General features: G+C 51.5%; 20 protein-coding genes. 13 read left to right on the forward strand and 7 right to left on the reverse strand.

All coding sequences use genetic code 11. From position 1 onward, the window contains the following. Positions 1–20: 20 nt before the first annotated feature. The 7 genes from I6L58_RS08500 (at position 21) to I6L58_RS08530 (ending at position 6,973) form a co-directional block, all read left to right on the forward strand. A complete protein-coding gene (locus tag I6L58_RS08500; protein ID WP_088208891.1) occupies positions 21–608 on the forward strand; it encodes a fimbrial protein in 588 nt (195 codons plus the stop codon). 62 nt (positions 609–670) lie between these two features. Then, positions 671–1,408, forward strand: a complete 738-nt coding sequence (locus I6L58_RS08505; protein ID WP_088208890.1) for a fimbrial chaperone — start codon at positions 671–673, stop codon at positions 1,406–1,408. A gap of 65 nt (positions 1,409–1,473) precedes the next feature. Then, positions 1,474–4,053 carry an outer membrane usher protein gene (locus tag I6L58_RS08510; protein ID WP_088208889.1) on the forward strand — a complete coding sequence of 860 codons (2,580 nt, stop codon included), beginning with the start codon at positions 1,474–1,476 and terminating at the stop codon, positions 4,051–4,053. Between the two features lie 13 nt (positions 4,054–4,066). Beyond that, positions 4,067–4,645, forward strand: a complete 579-nt coding sequence (locus I6L58_RS08515) for a fimbrial protein (RefSeq protein WP_088208888.1) — start codon at positions 4,067–4,069, stop codon at positions 4,643–4,645. 23 nt (positions 4,646–4,668) lie between these two features. Beyond that, positions 4,669–5,226: a fimbrial protein gene (locus I6L58_RS08520; protein WP_088208887.1), complete on the forward strand. Its 558-nt coding sequence runs from the start codon at positions 4,669–4,671 to the stop codon at positions 5,224–5,226. A gap of 62 nt (positions 5,227–5,288) precedes the next feature. After that, on the forward strand, positions 5,289–5,858 hold the full coding sequence (locus I6L58_RS08525) for a fimbrial-like protein (protein WP_254082153.1): 570 nt from the start codon (positions 5,289–5,291) through the stop codon (positions 5,856–5,858). A gap of 32 nt (positions 5,859–5,890) precedes the next feature. Then, entirely contained in the window at positions 5,891–6,973 is a 1,083-nt protein-coding gene (locus tag I6L58_RS08530) for a fimbrial protein StkG (RefSeq protein WP_088208885.1), read from the forward strand. Here I6L58_RS08530 and I6L58_RS08535 read toward each other — a convergent pair whose 3' ends face one another. From I6L58_RS08535 to I6L58_RS08550, 4 genes are all read right to left on the reverse strand, one after another. Beyond that, entirely contained in the window at positions 6,974–8,221 is a 1,248-nt protein-coding gene (locus I6L58_RS08535; RefSeq protein WP_088208884.1) for a polysaccharide deacetylase family protein, read from the reverse strand. Positions 8,222–8,284: 63 nt separating this feature from the next. Beyond that, positions 8,285–8,725 carry a PTS sugar transporter subunit IIA gene (locus tag I6L58_RS08540; RefSeq protein WP_058609694.1) on the reverse strand — a complete coding sequence of 147 codons (441 nt, stop codon included), beginning with the start codon at positions 8,723–8,725 and terminating at the stop codon, positions 8,285–8,287. 107 nt (positions 8,726–8,832) lie between these two features. Then, a complete protein-coding gene (locus tag I6L58_RS08545; protein ID WP_006173774.1) occupies positions 8,833–9,603 on the reverse strand; it encodes an ABC transporter permease in 771 nt (256 codons plus the stop codon). Beyond that, positions 9,600–10,526, reverse strand: a complete 927-nt coding sequence (locus I6L58_RS08550; protein ID WP_006173776.1) for an ABC transporter ATP-binding protein — start codon at positions 10,524–10,526, stop codon at positions 9,600–9,602. Before I6L58_RS08550 ends, I6L58_RS08545 begins: the two co-directional genes overlap by 4 nt. Positions 10,527–10,633: 107 nt before the next feature. Here I6L58_RS08550 and can point away from each other — a divergent pair, with 107 nt between their 5' ends. Next, a complete protein-coding gene (gene can, locus I6L58_RS08555; protein ID WP_006173783.1) occupies positions 10,634–11,296 on the forward strand; it encodes a carbonate dehydratase in 663 nt (220 codons plus the stop codon). A gap of 102 nt (positions 11,297–11,398) precedes the next feature. Here can and hpt read toward each other — a convergent pair whose 3' ends face one another. After that, positions 11,399–11,935: a hypoxanthine phosphoribosyltransferase gene (gene hpt / locus I6L58_RS08560; protein WP_058609693.1), complete on the reverse strand. Its 537-nt coding sequence runs from the start codon at positions 11,933–11,935 to the stop codon at positions 11,399–11,401. Between the two features lie 206 nt (positions 11,936–12,141). On the opposite strand from hpt, the gene I6L58_RS08565 reads away from it, so the two are divergent. Next, positions 12,142–14,532, forward strand: coding sequence for a glucose/quinate/shikimate family membrane-bound PQQ-dependent dehydrogenase (locus I6L58_RS08565; protein WP_088208883.1), 2,391 nt, complete (start codon positions 12,142–12,144; stop codon positions 14,530–14,532). Positions 14,533–14,655: 123 nt separating this feature from the next. Here I6L58_RS08565 and cueO read toward each other — a convergent pair whose 3' ends face one another. Further along, positions 14,656–16,215, reverse strand: a complete 1,560-nt coding sequence (gene cueO / locus I6L58_RS08570) for a multicopper oxidase CueO (RefSeq protein WP_058609692.1) — start codon at positions 16,213–16,215, stop codon at positions 14,656–14,658. A 145-nt stretch (positions 16,216–16,360) separates the two neighbouring features. Between cueO and I6L58_RS08575 the strand changes: the two genes are divergently transcribed. The 3 genes from I6L58_RS08575 (at position 16,361) to speD (ending at position 18,474) form a co-directional block, all read left to right on the forward strand. After that, on the forward strand, positions 16,361–16,708 hold the full coding sequence (locus tag I6L58_RS08575; RefSeq protein WP_042320459.1) for a YacC family pilotin-like protein: 348 nt from the start codon (positions 16,361–16,363) through the stop codon (positions 16,706–16,708). A gap of 101 nt (positions 16,709–16,809) precedes the next feature. Continuing rightward, positions 16,810–17,679, forward strand: a complete 870-nt coding sequence (speE, locus tag I6L58_RS08580; protein WP_006173793.1) for a polyamine aminopropyltransferase — start codon at positions 16,810–16,812, stop codon at positions 17,677–17,679. After that, positions 17,680–18,474, forward strand: coding sequence for an adenosylmethionine decarboxylase (gene speD, locus I6L58_RS08585; RefSeq protein ID WP_006173795.1), 795 nt, complete (start codon positions 17,680–17,682; stop codon positions 18,472–18,474). Positions 18,475–18,502: 28 nt separating this feature from the next. Here speD and yacL read toward each other — a convergent pair whose 3' ends face one another. Beyond that, on the reverse strand, positions 18,503–18,865 hold the full coding sequence (yacL, locus tag I6L58_RS08590; RefSeq protein ID WP_006173797.1) for a protein YacL: 363 nt from the start codon (positions 18,863–18,865) through the stop codon (positions 18,503–18,505). A gap of 370 nt (positions 18,866–19,235) precedes the next feature. Here yacL and I6L58_RS08595 point away from each other — a divergent pair, with 370 nt between their 5' ends. Next, positions 19,236–20,096 carry an HNH endonuclease gene (locus I6L58_RS08595; protein ID WP_088208882.1) on the forward strand — a complete coding sequence of 287 codons (861 nt, stop codon included), beginning with the start codon at positions 19,236–19,238 and terminating at the stop codon, positions 20,094–20,096. Positions 20,097–20,101: the final 5 nt, after the last annotated feature.

Raw genomic sequence — 20,101 nt, forward strand, 5'->3', positions numbered from 1 at the left:
ATTTAAATGGAATTTTAATTATGTTAAAAAAAACGTTTTTAGCGTCAGCGGTCGCTTTGTTTGCAATAGGTTCTTTTTCAGCAATCGCAGATACAGATCTCGGTCTAATCACCTTTGACGGTGCGGTAACAGACACAACATGTAATATTTCCACCTCTAACGGTGCACAACAAAATAATATTACTATTACCTTACCCGTTGTTAAAAAATCTGAAGTTGAATCCACAACGGTTGATGCCGGCGTCGGCTCCAAAAATTTTGAACTGCTGCTCACCGACTGCCCTCAGACATTAACTAAAGCCTCTGCAAGCTTTATGTCAAAAAATATGGGCGCTATTGCGAACGGTACCATTGAACCCGATGCTAGCGTAGCAGGTTCTGCAAGCAACGTTGCACTTGCCCTGTATAACAATGCGCCAACCGTTTCATCTCGTATTATGGTGGGTCAGCCTGACAATAATACGCAGAAAACAGACCTGACTGCCGGCACGGGTAAACTGTTCTACCGCGTTGCTTATGTTCCTGGCTCCAACTGGGTGAAAGACACTAACCCTGTGCAGTCTGGTAAAGTTAGCGCCAACGCATACTTCACCATGAGCTACGAATAATTTTATCCGTCCTGTTAATGTGCCCTGCCGGGCACATTTTTTCGTATTATTTGAGAGTTTACATGTACGTACTGAATATTAAGAGCGGATTAAAAGCCCTGCTGCTGGCCTCGGTGAGCGTTTTTGCTCTTAACGCCAGTGCAGATATTGTCATTTCCGGCACCCGTGTCATTTATCCTGAATCGGAAAAAGACGTAACGGTGTCTATGGATAACCGTGGCACCCGGCCTTTACTGGTGCAAACCTGGCTCGATGACGGCAGAGATACCACTAATCCTCAGGAGCTGAAACTTCCTTTTATTGTGACGCCCCCTGTTTCGCGTGTTGAACCGCAAAAAGGGCAAACAGTCAGAATCACCTGGCTTGGTCAGTCATTGCCAAAAGATAAAGAATCCCTGTTCTGGTTTAACGTTCTGGAAGTTCCGCCTAAGGCAAAGGATAGCAATACACAAAGCTTGCTTCAGCTTGCATTCCGAACCCGCATAAAACTCTTTTTCCGGCCTACAGGTTTGAAAGGAGCACCGACAGACGCGGCTAAAAATCTTAAATGGTCGCAAATCCGACAAGGACAAAAAATCGTTCTCAGTGCGAAGAATGATTCACCTTATTATGTATCACTGGCGGGAGCAACGCTTATTGCAGGGGCTAAAAGCTACGATATTGAAACGCATTATATTGAGCCATTCTCAAGCCAGACTATGAACGTAAAAAATTACACCTCTTTCGGAAATAACAAAATCATCTGGCAAGCCATCAATGATTACGGTGGGATTGATAAGTATGAGTCCATACAAAATTGATGCCATTTCCACTTTGTATCATTCGTAAGAATTATAATTGGCTTAACTCTGGGACAGAGTTCATTATGCGGTTTAGACGTTCGCTACTCTATTTATCAATAAGCACGGTATTGCCTTTTTGTGCATTTGCTGCTGAAAATAGTCAAGAAGAAGACGTTCAGTTTAACGATCAGTTTCTTTATAACACCGGCACATCAATTGATGTCAGCCGTTTTTCAAAAGGCAACCCTGTTCTTGCCGGAACGTATAAGGTGAAGGTGATTATTAATGGGAAACCTTCCATAACCACGGAGCTTGTGTTTAAGGACAATGGCACATCGCGCGCCACTCCCTGCATCACTCGTAAACTGCTCACCCAGACAAATGTAACGACCGGACAACTTAAACTGGCCGGGAATGACTCCGAAGAAACGTGTATCTCGGTATCGGACGCCTATCCCGGCTCTCGTGTGGCTTACGACCCTTCTACACAGGAGTTGGATCTTTCTATTCCTCAGGCTTTCGTCATTCAGCGCCCGGCGGGATTTGTCGACCCTTCACTTTGGGAAGACGGGATCCCAGCGGCGATGCTCTCCTGGGATCTTAACGGCTGGCACGCGGACACGCCTGATTACAGCACCGATACGGCCTATGCGGGGTTACGCTATGGCGCAAACCTGGGGCCGTGGCGACTGCGTGCGCGAGGTAATCTGAACTGGGATCAGGATGCTGGTACCCATTACGCCAGCCAGGACATTTATCTTCAGCGTGACATCACACCGCTGAAAGCACAGTTTATCGCGGGAGATTCTTATACCCGTGGAGATGCTTTCGATTCCATTAGTCTGCGCGGGGCACGTTTATATAACGATGACCGTATGCTTCCTAATGGCATATCGACTTATGCACCAGTGATTCGGGGTGTGGCAAACAGCAACGCTAAAGTCACGATCGCCCAAAGCGGAAACACAATTTACGAAACCTCCGTGCCGCCGGGTCCCTTTGAAATCTCAGATCTCAGTACAACGGGTTACGGTAGCGATCTTATCGTCACTGTAGAAGAAACGGATGGTAGCAAGCGTTCGTTCTCGGTCGCGTATTCCTCGGTCGCGCAAATGCTTCGCCCTGGCTACTCACGATGGGATGTCGGCGTAGGGGAGCTGCGTGACGATAGCCTGCGCGACAAGCCAAGGGTAGGTTACGCCACGGGCTATTATGGATTATCCAATACCTTTACAGGTTATGCGGGTGTGGAGTACACCGATAGCGATTTTTACGCCGGATTATTGGGTTTGGCTATGAACACCCGAATTGGCGCATTCGCCTTTGATGTCACACATTCTGATGCCCGTATTGAGGGCTTAAGACATCTTACGGGCGAGAGTTATCGCATTTCCTACAGCAAACTCATGGAAGCCACGAATACCTCTTTCAACGTCGCAGCATACCGGTTTTCGACGTCTGACTATCTCAGCCTGAGCGATGCGGCCTCCTTGACCAACGAGATCAAATACCGTGACAGAGAGCGTACCCCTGACCGTAATAACAGCGATGTGTATCAAACGTTCCAGCGCATGAAGAACCAGATCCAGGTGAATATCAGCCAGCCGCTGGCCTTTGACGACCTTGATTTGGGGTCGCTGTATGTCAACTCAACCTGGCAGGACTACTGGAATGAAAGCAGCTCATCAGCGCAATACTCCGTTGGCCACAGTCAGTCTTTACGCTGGGGAAGTTACAGCCTCTCAGTGCAGCGCACCTACAACGAGTTCGGGGAAAAAGACGATAGTGTCTATCTGAACCTCACTATTCCTTTCGACACGCTAATGGGTAACGGCAAGCGTGCAGGCGGGTTCTCATCACTCACTACGGGCATCGGCAGCGATCTAAAAGGCGGCGGCAGTTTTAACGCCAGCGCCAACGGCAACTCAGAAGATAATCGTTTCAGTTACAGCATCACCGAAAGCACCACGCGTAACGACGATACGTTAAACCAGCTAAGCGGTTACGGCAGTTATAACGGCCCGCATGGACCGGTGAGTCTTTCCGCCTCCGCATCCGATGTCGATACGCGACAATATTCCGCCAGCTATAGCGGCGGGATGATTCTGCACTCGGGTGGCGTAACACTCGCGCCTGGCAGCATTAGCGAAAGCGATACGCTTGCGTTGATTAAAGCAGAGGGAGCAGAAGGGGCCCGTGTCACCATCGGTAACGGTGAAATCGGATCATCAGGCTATGCCCTGATGCCCTATCTGTCTGCCTACCGTGAAAACAACGTAGGTCTTGATATCAGCGATATGCGCTCTGACGTTGAAGTCAAAAATACCCGCTCCACCACCGTCCCCCGTAGCGGTGCCGTTGTGCTGGTTAACTTTGAGACCGACCAGGGGCGTTCAGTACTCATGGAACTGACGCGTGACGACGGAGGCTTTATTCCGCTGGGTGCCGATGTTCAAACTGAGCAAGGCGTATCGGTAGGTAGCGTAGGCCAGGCAGGGCAAGCCTGGATCCGCGGAATTGAAGATAAAGGGGTGCTAAACATCGTCTGGGGAAGTGAGCCCGGCACATCCTGTACCGTCTCCTATCTGATTCCGCCCAATGCGAAAAAGATTGGACCAACAACGTTGCTGGCAGGCCAGACCTGCCACATCACTGTCTTATAAAGGGAGTTAGAGCATGCTTTTTAAACCTGGGAAAAAAACAGGATTATGGGTGTTAAGTGTGGGGCTGATGGCACTGTCGTTCGGAACATACGCTGATAATCTCGATATCACCTTTACCGCTAATATCCGTGACACCACCTGCGATATGAAAATTGAAGGTGGCAGCGGTGATGGCTCCAGCAATGTTATTCCCATCGGTACAGACGGCAAGGTGCGCCTGGATTACATCATCCTTAAAAATGCCAAAGCAACGACAAATTTCAAACTCAAAATGGTCTCTTGCCCGTCAAGTCTGACAAAGCTGAACACAACCATTAGCGGTAGTGTCAGCCCACTGACTACGGCAATTAAAAATTCACTCTCCGGCGAGGGCAGCGCGGAGAATATTGGCGTGGCGATTTCTCGCACCGCCACTCCGGACGCCCCCTTTGTCATTAATTCATCCACTGATACTCAGCGCCTTGTCTGGTCGAGCGGAGAGATAAGTGCTGGTGAAGTTTCACTCCTGGCGACGCTGGTGGAAACCGCAAGCGGACAAGGCACGACCGGCAACTTTAGCGGTATCGCTACGTTTAATTTCACCTATGAATAACTGGCGCAATACGGAGCGTTAATATGAAAAAGACAATGACATCACTGGTGCTTGCGATGACTGCCATCCTGCCTTCCGTTTCTTTAAGCGCCATTACGGGTACGACAAGCGTTCAGGCCACGTTTACGTCCACTATTGAGGCGGGTACCTGTAATGCCGAGATTCAGGATGCAAGCGGGGGTCCTGTAAGCATTTTGCCGTTTGGCGATGTGTTTAAGTCCGATCTGGTGAACCAGAACCGAAGAGAGTCATTCAAAATCGCGTTCACCAACTGTGCCGGGGTAAAAAATGCCACCATTCAGGCCACGCCGGGTGCAGGTGGGTCCTGTACTGGCAGTGCCAGAAATGGAACCTCGTATGACGCCGGACATAACGTTGGTTTTGAAATCTGGAAAGGTTCTGTCGACTCAGGTTCCCTGCTGAACTGTGCCACGGCCCCGGCGACTATCGTCAACCTGTCTAACGGGGCGGGGAAATTTGAAATGGATGCACGCATCGTCATTGCTAAAGATAAAACCATTTCTGACGTGACCACCGGTTCGGTCAGCGCCCCTGTGACATTTGTCGTGACCTATCAATAATGTTTATTAAGACAGGTAGCTTAAACAGGATGCTCCACTCCCGCGTAATCTTTAGAGATGCGATGCCATGGCTCGTCTTCTGTCTGGGGTTTCCCGCAGCAGGGTTTGCCTCGAGCCTGGAGATGGAGATGACAGCAAACATCATCAACAATACCTGCCAGGTGAGTATTCCGGATAATGGCAAAGTCATTTTACCGATCGTTGGCAGAGATTGGTTTTATAACTCAGATGGCAGCCCGCGACTCCAGCCCGGTGACGCAGCCGGGGGGACTCGCTTCGAAATACAGCTGAAAAACTGTGCAGAAAGTGAAACCGGGCTGGCTAAAACCCTGCATTTTGAGTTTAAACCTCAAAGTGGAAAATTTACCGAAAGCTCCCAGCAGGTGTTCGCCAATGAAATCCCCGACTCTGGGGGGGGAGCAGAGAATGTAGGAATTGTAATTTTTTCAGAAAAAGACAATACCAACGTGGTAAATACGTCAGGAACGTCAAATGTTATTTTTGATGTATCCGACCAAACCGAAAGTCAGTATTTAACAAACTATAATTTCTATGCCCGTTATCAAAGCACAGGGATCGTCAGCGCGGGAAAAGTTATCACAAGCGTACTGGTGAATGTTATTTACAATTAAAATATATCAAGTATTGGATATAAGGATTTTGAATGTTTTATACAGCAGGGACCGGAACAACTCATTTCTTTATAAAAGGTGCAGGCCTTGCTTTGTCTATTTTTGCAATAAGTTTTTCTGCATCGGCAGATTTGTATGAATGTAAATTTAATGGATATAGCGTACAGCCTATTTCGGATGTCAAGGGTGCAAAGCCCACTCTCGTTCCCCTGGAGTACGTTAGCGCGCCAACTAAGATAAGTGGCCTTATTGAGTTGCAGGTGAATCCGGGACTCTATAGCTGGTGCCAATCAGGTAATGATGGAGAGCGCGTCTATCAGAAAACGGACAGCTCACTGGTCATCGGTAGCGTGGACGGGAAAGCACTCTTTAAAACTAACGTTACGGGGATCGCCTACACGCTGGCCATGTACCCGACCAGCAACGCTTTTAACGCATTTTTTCCTGCAACGACAGGAAGTTATGTAGAGACAGCCAATCAGGCAGATAATTCAGATGTGGTTAAAGCAAAATGGTGGTATGCCCGTATGGAATTTTATCAATTACCCTCATATGCTGGCGTGCCCGCGAGCGTCACAAAGATTGGCCCAGTAGCCGGAAATATTGGCAATATTGTCGTAGGTAACCCCTGGACCTCAGATGAAAGTGACCATCCGCGTCCGTTAATCACGATACCCGATATGGGCTTCAATGTTCCTGTTGAAAAACCGACCTGTACGCTTACGGCGCCAAAAACCGTAGACCTGGGGGAATATGATGCTTCCGATGTCGAAAACGATAACACGCAAAAAGTCTCTGCTATGGTGTCAGGGAATTGCACTAACACACGTAAAATCACGATGAAGTTGACCACCAGCAAGACAACCGGAACTGATGGCTCATTACTCGCCAATACCGTATCGTCAAATGCGGCAAAAGGCGTGGGCGTGTTACTGAAGTGGCCGGACAACAGCCTGGCGGTGCCTAATTCAACCAACAGCTATACAACAACAGGGAACACCATCATTCCGTCATTCAGCGAGTCTCTCACGGCTCAGTTGGTTAAGTCTGGTACAGAAAAAGTCACTTCAGGCTTGTTCAGCGCCATCGGCACGTTGCAGATCACCTACGAATAATTACCCCTGCGGCTGGTTGCTGACCAGCCGCGACATCGTCTCCAGCGAATCCGTTCTTAAGATATACAAACGTTTAAGCAAGAATGGATTATCCCCCGGCTTCACCTTTCCTTTTACCGTCGTCACCGCCAGGTGAAAACCGGCGTCATTCGCGGCCTTTATCGCTTTATTGTCGTAGCCGCCAAAGGGATAGGAGAGATACAAAACATGCGGATTGAACTGCGTCAGCGCCCGTCGGGAACGCTCAAAATCAAACAGGATCACGTGGTAAGAACGGCTCAGCAGGATCGGGTGTTTGTAACCATCAACCCGATGCAGGAAATGGGTGTGGGACTGGATATCAAACACGTCCTGAATAGCCTTCAGCTCTGACACGCTCATAAACTGCAGCGATTTTGGGTCCCATTTCTGCGGATGTCTTTTTATCCGGGAAGAGATAACAAACGCCGTCGCCTTAAACCCGTATGCCTTGAGGATCGGCCAGGCATAGCGGCTCACCGATTTCAGGCCATCGTCAAAGGTGATCGCCACCGCTTTGGCCGGCAGATTGATTTTGTTACGCACATACCCTTCAAGCTGGTACATCGTGAGGGTGGTATAGCCCTGATCGCGCAACCAGGTCATCTGGTTACTGAAGGCACGCACGCTGGTGGTCGTTGAGGTGTGACGAAACCGCGTGTTCTCTTCGTCGCGCAGAATATGGTGGTACGTCAGCACAGGAATGCCGTTGTCTTCCTGCGCATCCAGGCTGCTTACCCATGCCAGACGGTTACCGATGCGGATCTGAAACCAGGTCTGGTTGAGGCGATCCTTGAGTTTGCTGAGGATCGGGTAGCGAAGGTTACTGCTCAGGGTACCGAATGGCGCGCTGCCGCTGCTGGGCGCGTTATAGACCGGGGTGTCCTTCCAGGTTACGAGGTTTTGATTGCTCAACGGTTTATTCAGATCGCCCAGGCTGTCTTCGACGCGCTGCTTGCCCTGCACCGGCTCCAGGTGCTCTTTGTCGATAAAGCCCGTCCCAAACCCGAAGCGAAACTCGTAGTAATCAGCCGCCGTAGGCACCACGGCCAGAATTTGCCCGGCGCGCACATTGCCCACGTTAATCACGTCATTACCCACCTGCGCCCAAATCGCCGCATCTTCGGTGGTTTGCATATACTGCGCAGGCACGCGTTGTTGGCTTAATAAACTGGCGGAACAGACGCCGGAGACGATTAATAACAGCAAGGCTAGAAGACGCGTAAACATGGGTTCTTTATCGGCACGAAAAAACGGACGTCATTGTATCAAAAGCGACATCAATACCAATGTTTAATTCTTATACAGATCGTGCAGAAGGACGAAAGGCGGGTTTTTCTGCTGCTGATGCCACAAACTGCTGACCCCTGGCGTGCCTTGCGCCACGATTGCCTGGCGAAACTCGTCGCTGCTCATTGATTCACGGCATGGATACATTATTTCCAGCAGCGGCAGGCTGATCCCGGAGATCACTTCGCAATTGTCATGCTTATGGCTCATCAACGCGGCCGAACGGTAAGGCGCTGCGCCGGATTTGTCAGTCAGGAAAATGACGCCATCGCCGGAGTCGGTTTCATGCAGCGCATCGCACATCATACGGCTCAGCATATTGGTGCTTAAGCCCCGCCAGTAATTTACCGCACGACACTGAACCAGCGGACCAAACCGGGCTTCCAGTTTCAGCAGCATATCCTGCGCGTGTTCGTCGTGGCAGGTGATCACCCATCCCAGCATAACTCTCCCTCCTTAGCAGGCGAGTAGTTTAGCGGAGTGAAGGTTTGTTTACGGTGATAACTGTCAAAGAAAAGCGCCCGGCGAGCGGAGAGCCGCCGGGCGGAAGGTTAGCTGCGAAGGCCGCGCCCGCGTTGGATCAGATACCAGCAGAGCACGTAAAACGCGACGATAAAGACCGCCAGCACCGCCACCGTCGTAAACAGCGGCACGTCGGAGATGCCAAGGAAGCCAAAGCGGAAGCCGCTGATCATGTAGACGATCGGGTTGAGGTGAGACAGCGCCTGCCAGAACGGCGGCAGCAGCGTCAGCGAGTAAAACACCCCGCCGAGGTAGGTCAGCGGCGTCAGAACGAAGGTCGGGATCAGGCTGATGTCGTCAAAGGTTTTGGCGAAAACGGCGTTCAGCAACCCGGCCAGCGAGAACAGGATCGCCGTCAGCAGCAGCGTCAGCGCCACAAACAGCCAGGAGTGCACCTGGAACGGCACGAAGAACAGCGAAATCGCAGTGACCAGAATACCCACGCAAAGGCCACGCGCCACACCGCCGCCCACGTAACCGGCGATGATCACGTGCGTGGGCACCGGTGCCACCAGCAGTTCTTCAATGTTGCGCTGAAACTTGGCGCTAAAGAACGACGACGCCACGTTAGCGTAGGCGTTGGTGATCACCGCCATCATGATTAAGCCCGGCACGATAAACTGCATATAGCTAAAGCCGTGCATTTCACCGATCCGGGAGCCGATCAGGTTGCCGAAAATGATGAAGTAGAGCGTCATGGTGATCACCGGCGGCACCAGGGTTTGCACCCAGATGCGCATAAAGCGGTTAATCTCTTTCGCCCAGATGCTTTTCAGCGCGACCCAGAAAAGATGCGTCATGCTTTGTCTCCTTGTTTTTCATGCACCAGAGAGACAAACAGCTCTTCCAGTCGGTTCGCTTTGTTACGCATACTTAATACCTGCACGCCCTGCGCGCTCAGCTGTGCGAACACGCTGTTAACGCCCTGCTCGCGCAGCACTTCCACTTCAAGCGTGGAGGTGTCGACCAGGCGGTAGTTGTACCCTTCCAGCTTCGGCAGCGGGCTTTTCGCCGCAAGGTCGAGAATAAAGGTCTCAGACTTGAGCTTGGAAAGCAGATTTTTCATCGAGGTGTTTTCCACCAGCTCCCCGTGCTGAATGATGCCGATGTTACGGCACAGCATTTCCGCCTCTTCGAGGTAGTGCGTGGTCAGGATAATGGTGGTGCCTTTGTCGTTGAGATCCTTCAGGAAGCCCCACATTGAGCGACGCAGTTCGATATCCACGCCCGCCGTCGGCTCATCAAGGATCAGCAGCTTCGGCTCGTGCATCAGCGCGCGGGCAATCATCAGGCGGCGCTTCATGCCACCGGATAACATCCGCGCACGCTCGTTACGCTTTTCCCACAGGTCGAGCTGTTTGAGGTACTTTTCCCCGCGCTCAACGGCCTCTTTACGCTCCACGCCGTAGTAGCCCGCCTGGTTAACCACGATCTGCTGCACCGTCTCAAACGGGTTAAAGTTAAACTCCTGCGGCACCAGCCCCAGCTGACGCTTGGCGTTGACCACATCTTTTTGCAGGTCGTAGCCAAACACGCTCACCCGCCCAGAGGTCTTGTTCACCAGCGAGCTGATAATGCCGATGGTGGTGGATTTCCCCGCGCCGTTTGGCCCCAGAAGTGCGTAGAAGTCTCCCGCCTCTACTTTAAGGTCTATCCCGCGTAGCGCCTGAACGCCGCCCGGATAGGTTTTTTTAAGCTGTTCAAGCTCAAGTGCAATCGCCATGAATTAAACTTACCTATAGTTCTGACACACGTTGTGTGGTTTCATTAAAAGTCGGGTTACCCTATAGTAGCGCAACGCAATCACTCGGTTACAGGCCGTCACCCTCCATGAACGACATAGATACACTCATCAGCAACAATGCACTATGGTCAAAAATGCTGGTGGAAGACGATCCCGGATTTTTTGAAAAACTGGCGCACGCGCAAAAACCGCGTTTTTTATGGATTGGATGCTCCGACAGCCGTGTACCTGCAGAACGCCTGACCGGTCTCGAACCGGGCGAACTCTTTGTTCACCGTAACGTTGCTAACCTGGTTATCCACACCGATCTCAACTGCCTTTCTGTTGTTCAGTATGCCGTGGATGTGCTTGAAGTCGAGCATATCATTATTTGCGGCCACTACGGTTGCGGCGGCGTTCAGGCCGCGGTGGAAAACACCGAACTGGGGTTAATCGACAACTGGCTGCTGCACATCCGCGATATCTGGTTCAAACATAGCTCACTGCTGGGCGAAATGCCGCAGGAGCGTCGCCTCGACACGCTGTGTGAGCTGAACGTGATGGAGCAGGTCTATAACCTGGGGCATTCCACCATCATGCAGTCCGCCTGGAAGCGCGGGCAGAAGGTCTCCGTTCACGGCTGGGCATACGGCATTCATGACGGATTACTGCGTAATCTGGAAGTGACCGCGACGAACCGCGAAACGCTGGAACAGCGCTACCGTTCGGGGATTGCTAACCTCAAGCTTAAGCACGTCAATCATAAATAAACGCCTGTAAAAAAGCCGGGTGGCGGCTTCGCCTTACCCGGCCTACACATGTGCGCTTTGTAGCGCCCGGTAAGCGTAGCGCCACCGGGCAACAGACGCAGGCTACTCGTCCAGAATCACCACTTTCCCGACATACGGCAGATGACGATAACGCTGCGCGTAATCAATACCGTAACCCACCACGAATTCATCCGGGATGGAGAAGCCCACGTATTCCACCGGCACCTGAACTTCACGGCGGGACGGTTTATCCAGCAGGGTACAAATCGCCAGCGATTTAGGCTCGCGCAGGCTCAGGATCTCGCGCACTTTCGAGAGAGTGTTACCGGAGTCGATGATGTCCTCAACGATCAACACATCTTTGCCACGAATATCTTCATCCAGGTCTTTCAGGATTTTCACATCACGGGTTGTGGACATGCCGCTGCCGTAGCTGGAGGCGGTCATAAAATCGACCTCATGGGACACCTGCACTTCACGGCACAGGTCTGCCATGAACATGAAAGAGCCACGTAACAGTCCGACCAGCACCATTTCGCTGCCGCTGTCCTTGTAATGTTCGGTGATTTGACGACCCAGTTCGGCGATACGCGCTTTGATCTCGGCTTCCGGGATCATCACTTCAACAGTATGTTTCATATTACTAACCATATGATTTTAATGAAAATCTCTCAATGCAGGTGAATCTTACTCCGGCATCGATACGCAAGCCAGCCATTATACCAGTAAATGGATAACCCTGGCGTATGAGTTATAAAAAGCAAATTTTGTGATTCCGATCACAGTTGTTAATACCTATAATTAATTGCTAGCAAATAATTAACAAACTGACGAGTACACTTTCTATGGCTGAAATAAAAACTCAACAGCCGCGTCTACTGGTGACATTAACAGCAGCGTTCGCAGCCTTCTGCGCGTTGTATTTGTTAATCGGTGGCGTTTGGCTGGTCGCGCTTGGCGGCTCCTGGTATTACCCGATTGCGGGTCTGGTTATGGTTGCCGTAACCGTCCTGCTTCTCCGCAGGAAGCAATCTGCACTGTGGCTTTACGCTGCATTACTCCTCGCAACGATGATCTGGGGCGTCTGGGAAGTTGGGTTCGACTTCTGGGCACTGACGCCGCGCAGTGACATTCTGGTGTTCTTCGGCATCTGGCTGATCCTGCCGTTTGTCTGGCGTCGCCTGATTGTGCCTTCCAGCGGTGCCGTTGCGGCGCTGGTCGTGGCGCTGCTGATCAGCGGCGGTATCCTGACCTGGGCCGGCTTTAACGACCCGCAGGAGATCAACGGTACGCTGAACACGGAGGCCACCCCTGCTGCGGCCATTTCTCAGGTTGCGGATGGCGACTGGCCAGCCTACGGGCGTAACCAGGAAGGCCAACGCTACTCTCCACTCAAGCAGATCAACGCCGACAACGTTAATAATCTGAAGGAAGCCTGGGTATTCCGCACCGGCGACCTGAAGATGCCAAACGATCCGGGCGAACTGACCAACGAAGTTACGCCAATTAAAGTGGGCAACATGCTCTACCTGTGTACGGCGCACCAGCGACTGTTCGCGCTCGACGCGGCCACCGGTAAAGAGAAATGGCACTTCGATCCACAGCTGAACTCCAACCCGTCGTTCCAGCACGTTACCTGCCGCGGTGTCTCTTACCACGAAGCGCGTGCCGATAATGCCAGCCCGGAAGTCATTGCCGACTGTCCGCGCCGCATTATGCTGCCGGTCAACGATGGTCGTCTGTTCGCCATCAACGCCGAAACGGGCAAGCTGTGCGAAACCTTCGCCAACAAGGGTATCCTGAATCTGCAGACCAACATGCCGGACACCACGCCGGGTCTGTATGAACCGACCTCTCCGCCTATCATCACCGATAAAACCATCGTGATTGCCGGTTCGGTAACGGATAACTTCTCTACCCGCGAAACCTCGGGCGTTATCCGTGGTTTCGACGTGAACACCGGTAAACTGCTGTGGGCCTTCGACCCGGGCGCGAAAGATCCAAACGCGATCCCGTCAGACGAACACACCTTTACCTTTAACTCGCCAAACTCCTGGGCCCCTGCCGCGTATGACGCGAAGCTGGACCTGGTCTACCTGCCAATGGGCGTGTCCACGCCGGATATCTGGGGCGGTAACCGCACGCCAGAGCAGGAGCGTTACGCGAGCGCCATCGTGGCGCTGAACGCTACCACCGGTAAGCTGGCATGGAGCTATCAGACCGTTCACCACGACCTGTGGGATATGGATATGCCGTCCCAGCCGACACTGGCGGACATTACCGTTAACGGTAAAACCGTTCCGGTGATTTACGCTCCGGCGAAAACCGGCAACATCTTCGTGCTGGATCGCAGCAACGGTAAGCTGGTTGTCCCTGCACCGGAAAAACCGGTTCCACAGGGCGCCGCGAAAGGCGATTACGTCAGCAAAACGCAGCCGTTCTCTGACCTGAGCTTCCGTCCGAAGAAAGATCTCAGCGGAGCAGACATGTGGGGTGCCACTATGTTTGACCAGCTGGTGTGCCGCGTGATGTTCCACCAGCTGCGCTACGAAGGGATCTTCACGCCGCCGTCCGAACAGGGCACGCTGGTCTTCCCGGGTAACCTGGGGATGTTCGAATGGGGCGGGATCTCCGTTGACCCTAACCGTCAGGTGGCGATTGCCAACCCGATGGCGCTGCCGTTTGTTTCCCGTCTGATCCCACGCGGACCGGGCAACCCAATGGAACAGCCGAAAGATGCTAAAGGCAGCGGTACCGAAGCGGGTATTCAGCCGCAGTACGGCGTGCCATATGGCGTGACGCTGAACCCGTTCCTGTCGCCTTTCGGTCTGCCGTGTAAACAGCCTGCCTGGGGGTATATCTCCGGTCTGGATCTGAAAACCAATCAGATTGTGTGGAAGAAACGTATTGGTACGCCACAGGACAGCATGCCGTTCCCAATGCCGGTTCCGGTGCCGTTCAATATGGGTATGCCAATGCTGGGTGGCCCAATCTCCACCGCCGGTAACGTGCTGTTCATCGCGGCAACCGCAGATAACTACCTGCGCGCGTACAACATGACCAACGGTGAGAAACTGTGGCAGGGCCGTCTGCCAGCGGGCGGACAGGCCACGCCGATGACCTATGAAGTGAATGGCAAGCAGTACGTTGTCATCTCTGCGGGCGGTCACGGTTCGTTTGGCACCAAGATGGGCGACTATATTGTCGCGTATGCACTGCCTGACGACGCTAAGTAACAACAAAGCCCGGTGGCGCTAACGCTTACCGGGCCTACGTAAAGATGCTAAAACGGCAATCTCGGTTGCCGTTTTAGCGTTTGTGCCCTCTCCCCGTGGGTGCGGGCATCAGGCCACACTGCTTTAAACAGTAAAACCCAGCATCATCCCTGTATCTTCATGTTCCAGCAGATGACAGTGCGCCATATAGGCAAACTCCTTCGGCGCGTCGTGGTCGAACTTCACCAGCACCTCGCTTACACCCCCTTCTACCTTCACCGTATCTTTCCAGCCTGAACGATGCGCGGCAGGTGCGTTGCCGTTTTCAGAGAGAATGCGGAACTGCGTGCCGTGGATGTGGAACGGGTGCAGCATCATGTCGCCTTCGCCAGAAATCACCCAGCGCTCAAACTGCCCTTTTGTGGCGGCAAACATCGGCGTGTTCATGTCGAAGGCTTTGCCGTTGATCTTGTTAGCATTGTGGAAATCAAATCCGTGGCCGCCATGATCCATCCCGCCCATCTTGCCGTGGTCCATATTCATGTGGCCCATCATCTGCCCATGGTGCATGCCCGCCATCGCCTGCTCACCGTATTTCTTCATTAACGCCTGCATACCCATCATGTCGAGCATGGGGTCCATCGAAAGCTGTAGCTTACGCTGCGTTAGCCCCTCAAGGGCTGGCAGTGCTGGCAGCGTGGTTAAGGTCTCCGGCAGTATGCCCGAGGCGGTAATTTGCAGCGGCTGAATGCGCAGCACCGGATGAGGTTTATCAAACGGCGCAACGGCCATCCCCATCTGGCTGACCGGCAGGGTCACCAAGTCAAACGCGTTGCCGTCGCTGATATCCACCAGCACCTCGAAGCGCTCGCCCATCAGCATTGGCAGCTCGCTTACCTTAACCGGCTCTGGCAGCAGGCCGCCGTCGCTCGCCACCACATACAGCGGACGCTTGTCGCTGGCGGCAAAGTTGAGAGAGCGGGCGTTACACCCGTTGAGCAGGCGTAAACGCAACCAGCCTTTCGGCGCGGCGTGCTGCGGATAAATCGCGCCGTTGGTCAGCAACGTATCGCCAAACCAGCCTACGGCCGCGGTCATGACGTCCAGCTGATAATCAATCTGCCCGTCTGCGGTAAATTTCTTGTCCTGCACGATCACCGGCACATCGTCGATGCCCCACTGTTTTGGCAGACGCAGCAGGCGGCTTTCGTCATCGTCAATCAGCACTAACCCCGCCAGACCCATCGCAACCTGATGGCCGGTTTTGCCGTGCTGATGCGGATGGAACCAACAGGTCGCGGCGCGCTGGTCCGGGGTAAAGGTAACGCTACGTTTGCCACCCGCTTTTATAACGCCCTGCGGCCCGCCGTCGACCTCGCCGGGCACTTCCAGCCCGTGCCAGTGCACGGTGGTCTCTTGCGTCAGCGTGTTGTGGATATCAACGGTCACGGCCTTGCCTTTGCGCAACTGCAGCGCGGGGCCGAGCAGATTGCCGTTGTAGCCCCACGTCGTTGCGGTGTGTTTGCCAAAGGTTGTTTTACCCGCCTGGACGACGAGCTGAATACGGCCACGGGCATCAGCGGTCAGTAAATCCGGGATCGGCAGTGCAGGCCTGTCGGCGGCAAACACCGCCCGGCTCCAGAGCGGTAAAGCGCTGGCAGCACCCAGCGCAACTGAATATTTTAAAAAATCACGACGTTGCATGTTCATTTCCTTATTTCCAGCAGGCGATCTTTTGAGCATAAACCCTCCCCTTACCGGAAGGTCAAGCACAGCGGCGATAATAAAGATCGTCGGCCTGGCACCAAGTATGCTAACGTTAATTTTCCGTGACGCAGTGGTAGAAGCAATGAAGACGTTTTTCAGAACAATTCTGTTCGGTGGCCTGATGGCGATGTGTGCAAACAGTTATGCGCTGAGTGAAAATGAAGCAGAAGATATGGCCGATCTGACGGCTGTTTTTGTGTTTCTGAAAAACGATTGTGGTTACCAGAATTTACCCAACGGGCAAATTCGTCGCGCACTGGTCTTTTTTGCCCAGCAGAACCAATGGGATCTTAGCAACTACGACAGCTTCGACATGAAAGCGCTCGGTGAAGACAGCTACCGCGATTTAAGCGGCATTGGCATTCCTACGGCCAAAAAATGCAAAGCACTGGCACGCGATTCACTCAGCCTGCTCGCCTACGTGAAGTAACCTTCCCGACGCACCTTGTTGACTCTGGCCACGCACGCGCGGTGTTGTGTTGCGCCCATTCCGCTGGAAGTAATGGATGTTAACGAAGAAGGTGACACCCCATGACCGAAAAAACGGTTTGGCAAGAAACGCTGCATGACCAGTTTGGTCAGTATTTTGCCGTTGATAACGTGCTTTATCATGAGAAAACCGATCATCAGGATTTGATAATCTTCGAGAACGCCGCCTTTGGCCGCGTGATGGCGCTGGACGGCGTGGTGCAAACCACCGAGCGCGACGAGTTTATCTATCACGAGATGATGACCCACGTTCCCCTGCTGGCGCACGGCCACGCAAAACACGTGTTAATTATCGGCGGCGGCGACGGTGCCATGCTGCGCGAAGTGTCCCGCCATCAGACTGTCGAAACCATCACCATGGTGGAAATCGACGCAGGCGTGGTCTCTTTCTGTCGCCAGTACCTGCCTAACCACAACGCCGGGAGCTACGACGACCCGCGCTTCAATCTGGTTATCGACGACGGCGTCAATTTTGTTAACCAGACCACGCAAACGTTTGATGTGATCATTTCGGACTGCACCGACCCGATCGGCCCGGGCGCATCGCTGTTTACCTCATCCTTCTACGAAGGCTGCAAGCGCTGCCTGAAACCGGGCGGCATCTTTGTGGCCCAAAACGGCGTCTGCTTCCTGCAGCAGGATGAAGCCCTCGACAGCCATCGCAAGCTGAGCACGTATTTCAGTGACGTGAGCTTCTATCAGGCTGCCATCCCGACCTACTACGGCGGGATCATGACCTTTGCCTGGGCAACGGATAACGAAGCGCTGCGCCATCTCTCCACCGAAATTATCCAGGCCCGGTTCCATCAGACCCATCTTCAGTGCCGTTACTACAATCCGGCGATCCATACCGCAGCCTTTGCCTTGCCACAGTATCTGCAAGACGCGCTGTCCTCTAAGGGGGTGAACTAATTGAAAAAGCTTAAACTGCATGGCTTTAACAACCTGACCAAAAGCCTGAGTTTTTGTATTTACGATATCTGCTACGCCAAGACGGCAGAAGAGCGCGATGGTTATATCGCCTATATCGATGAACTCTATAACGCCAACCGCCTGACGGAAATTTTGTCGGAAACCTGCTCAATCATCGGCGCCAACATCCTGAACATCGCCCGTCAGGATTACGAGCCGCAGGGCGCAAGCGTCACCATTCTGGTCAGCGAAGAGCCGGTTGACCCTCAGCTTATCGACAAAACCGAGCACCCCGGCCCGCTGCCGGAAGTGGTCGTTGCGCATTTAGACAAGAGCCATATCTGCGTTCACACCTATCCGGAGAGCCACCCGGAAGGCGGGCTGTGTACCTTCCGTGCCGATATCGAGGTGTCGACCTGCGGCGTGATCTCCCCGCTGAACGCGCTGAACTATTTAATCCACCAGCTGGAATCCGATATCGTGACCGTTGATTACCGCGTACGCGGTTTTACCCGTGATATCAACGGCATGAAGCACTTTATCGATCATGAAATTAACTCCATTCAGAACTTCATGTCCGAGGATATGAAAGCGCTGTATGACATGATGGACGTCAACGTCTATCAGGAGAATATCTTCCACACCAAGATGTTGCTTAAGGAGTTCGACCTTAAGCACTACATGTTCCACACCAAACCGGAAGATTTAAGCGAAGACGAGCGCAAGGCCATTACCGACCTGCTCTGGAAAGAGATGCGCGAAATCTACTACGGCCGCAACATTCCAGCCGTGTAGGTATTGCCGGGGCAAGGATGCTCCACCGTTATTTCTGTTTCATGAACTCGCGATACGCTGCAACTACCTGCAAAAAGTCCTCAACGCCGCACAGCGACAGGCTCTCTTCGTCGTAGTAGTTCATCCCCTCTTCCATCTCATCGCCCGAGAACTCAAGCTGGTTGGCGCGCACCATCACCTCTTCGCCATCCATCCACAGGGTGTATTCATGCCCACCGCGTTGCCAGGATCGCTCGCTGCCTTTGACCGTGTTCGCGGCCTGCTCCACCTCATCCAGCAGCGCGAGGTTGTCTTTAACCTCTTCATTAAACCAGTGCCCTACGGCTTCGTGGCCCATCGACATACGCACCTTCACCACGCCGGTGATGTCGCGCAGAAATTCGTAATCCATAGCGTTTTCCTCTGCAAAGCCATTAGGGTAATTATCGCAGCGTAGAGGAAGAAAAAAAGCGGGAGGCATTAAAAAAAGAAAAATATTTTACGTTCTTAATCGAATTACTATCAACTATTTATCGTTAACATATTCTTCTGGTAAAAATTTTAATCATTGTAAAAAATTAACACACCCTTATCTTAGGACAAAGCTCATTTATATTTAATTTCAATCAATGAAAGTTATCACTTGCTAAAAACTATTATATCACACCCCAAATCCTCTTTATAATTTAAAAGTTTGACGGCTATAAAAATTGCAAATACAATAAGAATGAGTTTTTCTTGAAAGAAACATTTTGAATTTATTATCTTTACTCAGGAAAAAAATGACACCAACACTAGAATTAAACAAACCTTCACAATTATTATCGCTAACATCAAAAACAGTCATCTCTAAAAGAAATCTTTTTGATCTCATACAATTTTCCAAACAAAATCAGACTGAATATTATGAAGGAGACGAGTGGAAGATTAACAACACTCCTCAGCAAGGAATAAACTGGATTGGGAACAATTTCGACTTAAAAGCTGTAATTATCAAAACAAGAAAGGGAAGCTATGCAGATGATGGATGGCGGGACAATGAAAAAACTGTTTTTAGCTATTCATTTAAAGCTCAACAAGGCGTCATCAATTATAATGATAACGCCAATAAATCCCTTATAAATCAACCCATAGGTGGGTACCCCATTCTTCTCTTCAGCGAGAAATCAAGTAATTGGATTTTTGAAGGGCTTTTTACGATAATAAAAATGGATAAAACATCTGTTGTTTTAAAGAAAATACATAACCTCCTCGAGTTAAATAAAAACCAAGACATTATTCCAACTCCCCCAACCCAAAAAGATGTAAAATATATAGAGGGTGAAAGAAAATTTGTCACACATCTTCTGGCTGAACGCAATGCACAAGTAATTAAAGATTTAAAAAATAAAATGCCTTGGATATGTGATATCTGCAATTTGGAATTTATAAAATTATATTCTAAAAATTATATAGAAGCGCATCATAAAAGACCGTTGCACACGTATCAAAACTCGCACACAGTTTCAATTGAAGATTTTGTTATGCTCTGCTCTAATTGTCATAAAGCAGTTCATATTTTGTTACGGGAAGATAATTTAGAGTATGATTGCGCCAAGGATAAAATTTTATCCCTGCTTAATAACGAGCAAGTTATAATTTAACCAGA

This window comes from Enterobacter cancerogenus, assembly GCF_019047785.1.
GTDB lineage: Bacteria > Pseudomonadota > Gammaproteobacteria > Enterobacterales > Enterobacteriaceae > Enterobacter > Enterobacter cancerogenus.

Bases quoted from the DNA above. Each gene is read 5' to 3' on its own strand.
- I6L58_RS08595 (WP_088208882.1), top strand. From the start codon at position 19,236: ATGACACCAACACTAGAATTAAACAAACCTTCACAATTATTATCGCTA.
- hpt (WP_058609693.1), bottom strand. From the start codon at position 11,935: ATGAAACATACTGTTGAAGTGATGATCCCGGAAGCCGAGATCAAAGCG.
- I6L58_RS08575 (WP_042320459.1), top strand. From the start codon at position 16,361: ATGAAGACGTTTTTCAGAACAATTCTGTTCGGTGGCCTGATGGCGATG.
- I6L58_RS08500 (WP_088208891.1), top strand. From the start codon at position 21: ATGTTAAAAAAAACGTTTTTAGCGTCAGCGGTCGCTTTGTTTGCAATA.
- I6L58_RS08530 (WP_088208885.1), top strand. From the start codon at position 5,891: ATGTTTTATACAGCAGGGACCGGAACAACTCATTTCTTTATAAAAGGT.
- yacL (WP_006173797.1), bottom strand. From the start codon at position 18,865: ATGGATTACGAATTTCTGCGCGACATCACCGGCGTGGTGAAGGTGCGT.
- I6L58_RS08550 (WP_006173776.1), bottom strand. From the start codon at position 10,526: ATGGCGATTGCACTTGAGCTTGAACAGCTTAAAAAAACCTATCCGGGC.
- I6L58_RS08505 (WP_088208890.1), top strand. From the start codon at position 671: ATGTACGTACTGAATATTAAGAGCGGATTAAAAGCCCTGCTGCTGGCC.
- I6L58_RS08540 (WP_058609694.1), bottom strand. From the start codon at position 8,725: ATGCTGGGATGGGTGATCACCTGCCACGACGAACACGCGCAGGATATG.
- can (WP_006173783.1), top strand. From the start codon at position 10,634: ATGAACGACATAGATACACTCATCAGCAACAATGCACTATGGTCAAAA.
- I6L58_RS08545 (WP_006173774.1), bottom strand. From the start codon at position 9,603: ATGACGCATCTTTTCTGGGTCGCGCTGAAAAGCATCTGGGCGAAAGAG.
- cueO (WP_058609692.1), bottom strand. From the start codon at position 16,215: ATGCAACGTCGTGATTTTTTAAAATATTCAGTTGCGCTGGGTGCTGCC.
- I6L58_RS08520 (WP_088208887.1), top strand. From the start codon at position 4,669: ATGAAAAAGACAATGACATCACTGGTGCTTGCGATGACTGCCATCCTG.
- I6L58_RS08535 (WP_088208884.1), bottom strand. From the start codon at position 8,221: ATGTTTACGCGTCTTCTAGCCTTGCTGTTATTAATCGTCTCCGGCGTC.
- I6L58_RS08525 (WP_254082153.1), top strand. From the start codon at position 5,289: ATGCCATGGCTCGTCTTCTGTCTGGGGTTTCCCGCAGCAGGGTTTGCC.
- I6L58_RS08565 (WP_088208883.1), top strand. From the start codon at position 12,142: ATGGCTGAAATAAAAACTCAACAGCCGCGTCTACTGGTGACATTAACA.
- I6L58_RS08515 (WP_088208888.1), top strand. From the start codon at position 4,067: ATGCTTTTTAAACCTGGGAAAAAAACAGGATTATGGGTGTTAAGTGTG.
- speE (WP_006173793.1), top strand. From the start codon at position 16,810: ATGACCGAAAAAACGGTTTGGCAAGAAACGCTGCATGACCAGTTTGGT.
- I6L58_RS08510 (WP_088208889.1), top strand. From the start codon at position 1,474: ATGCGGTTTAGACGTTCGCTACTCTATTTATCAATAAGCACGGTATTG.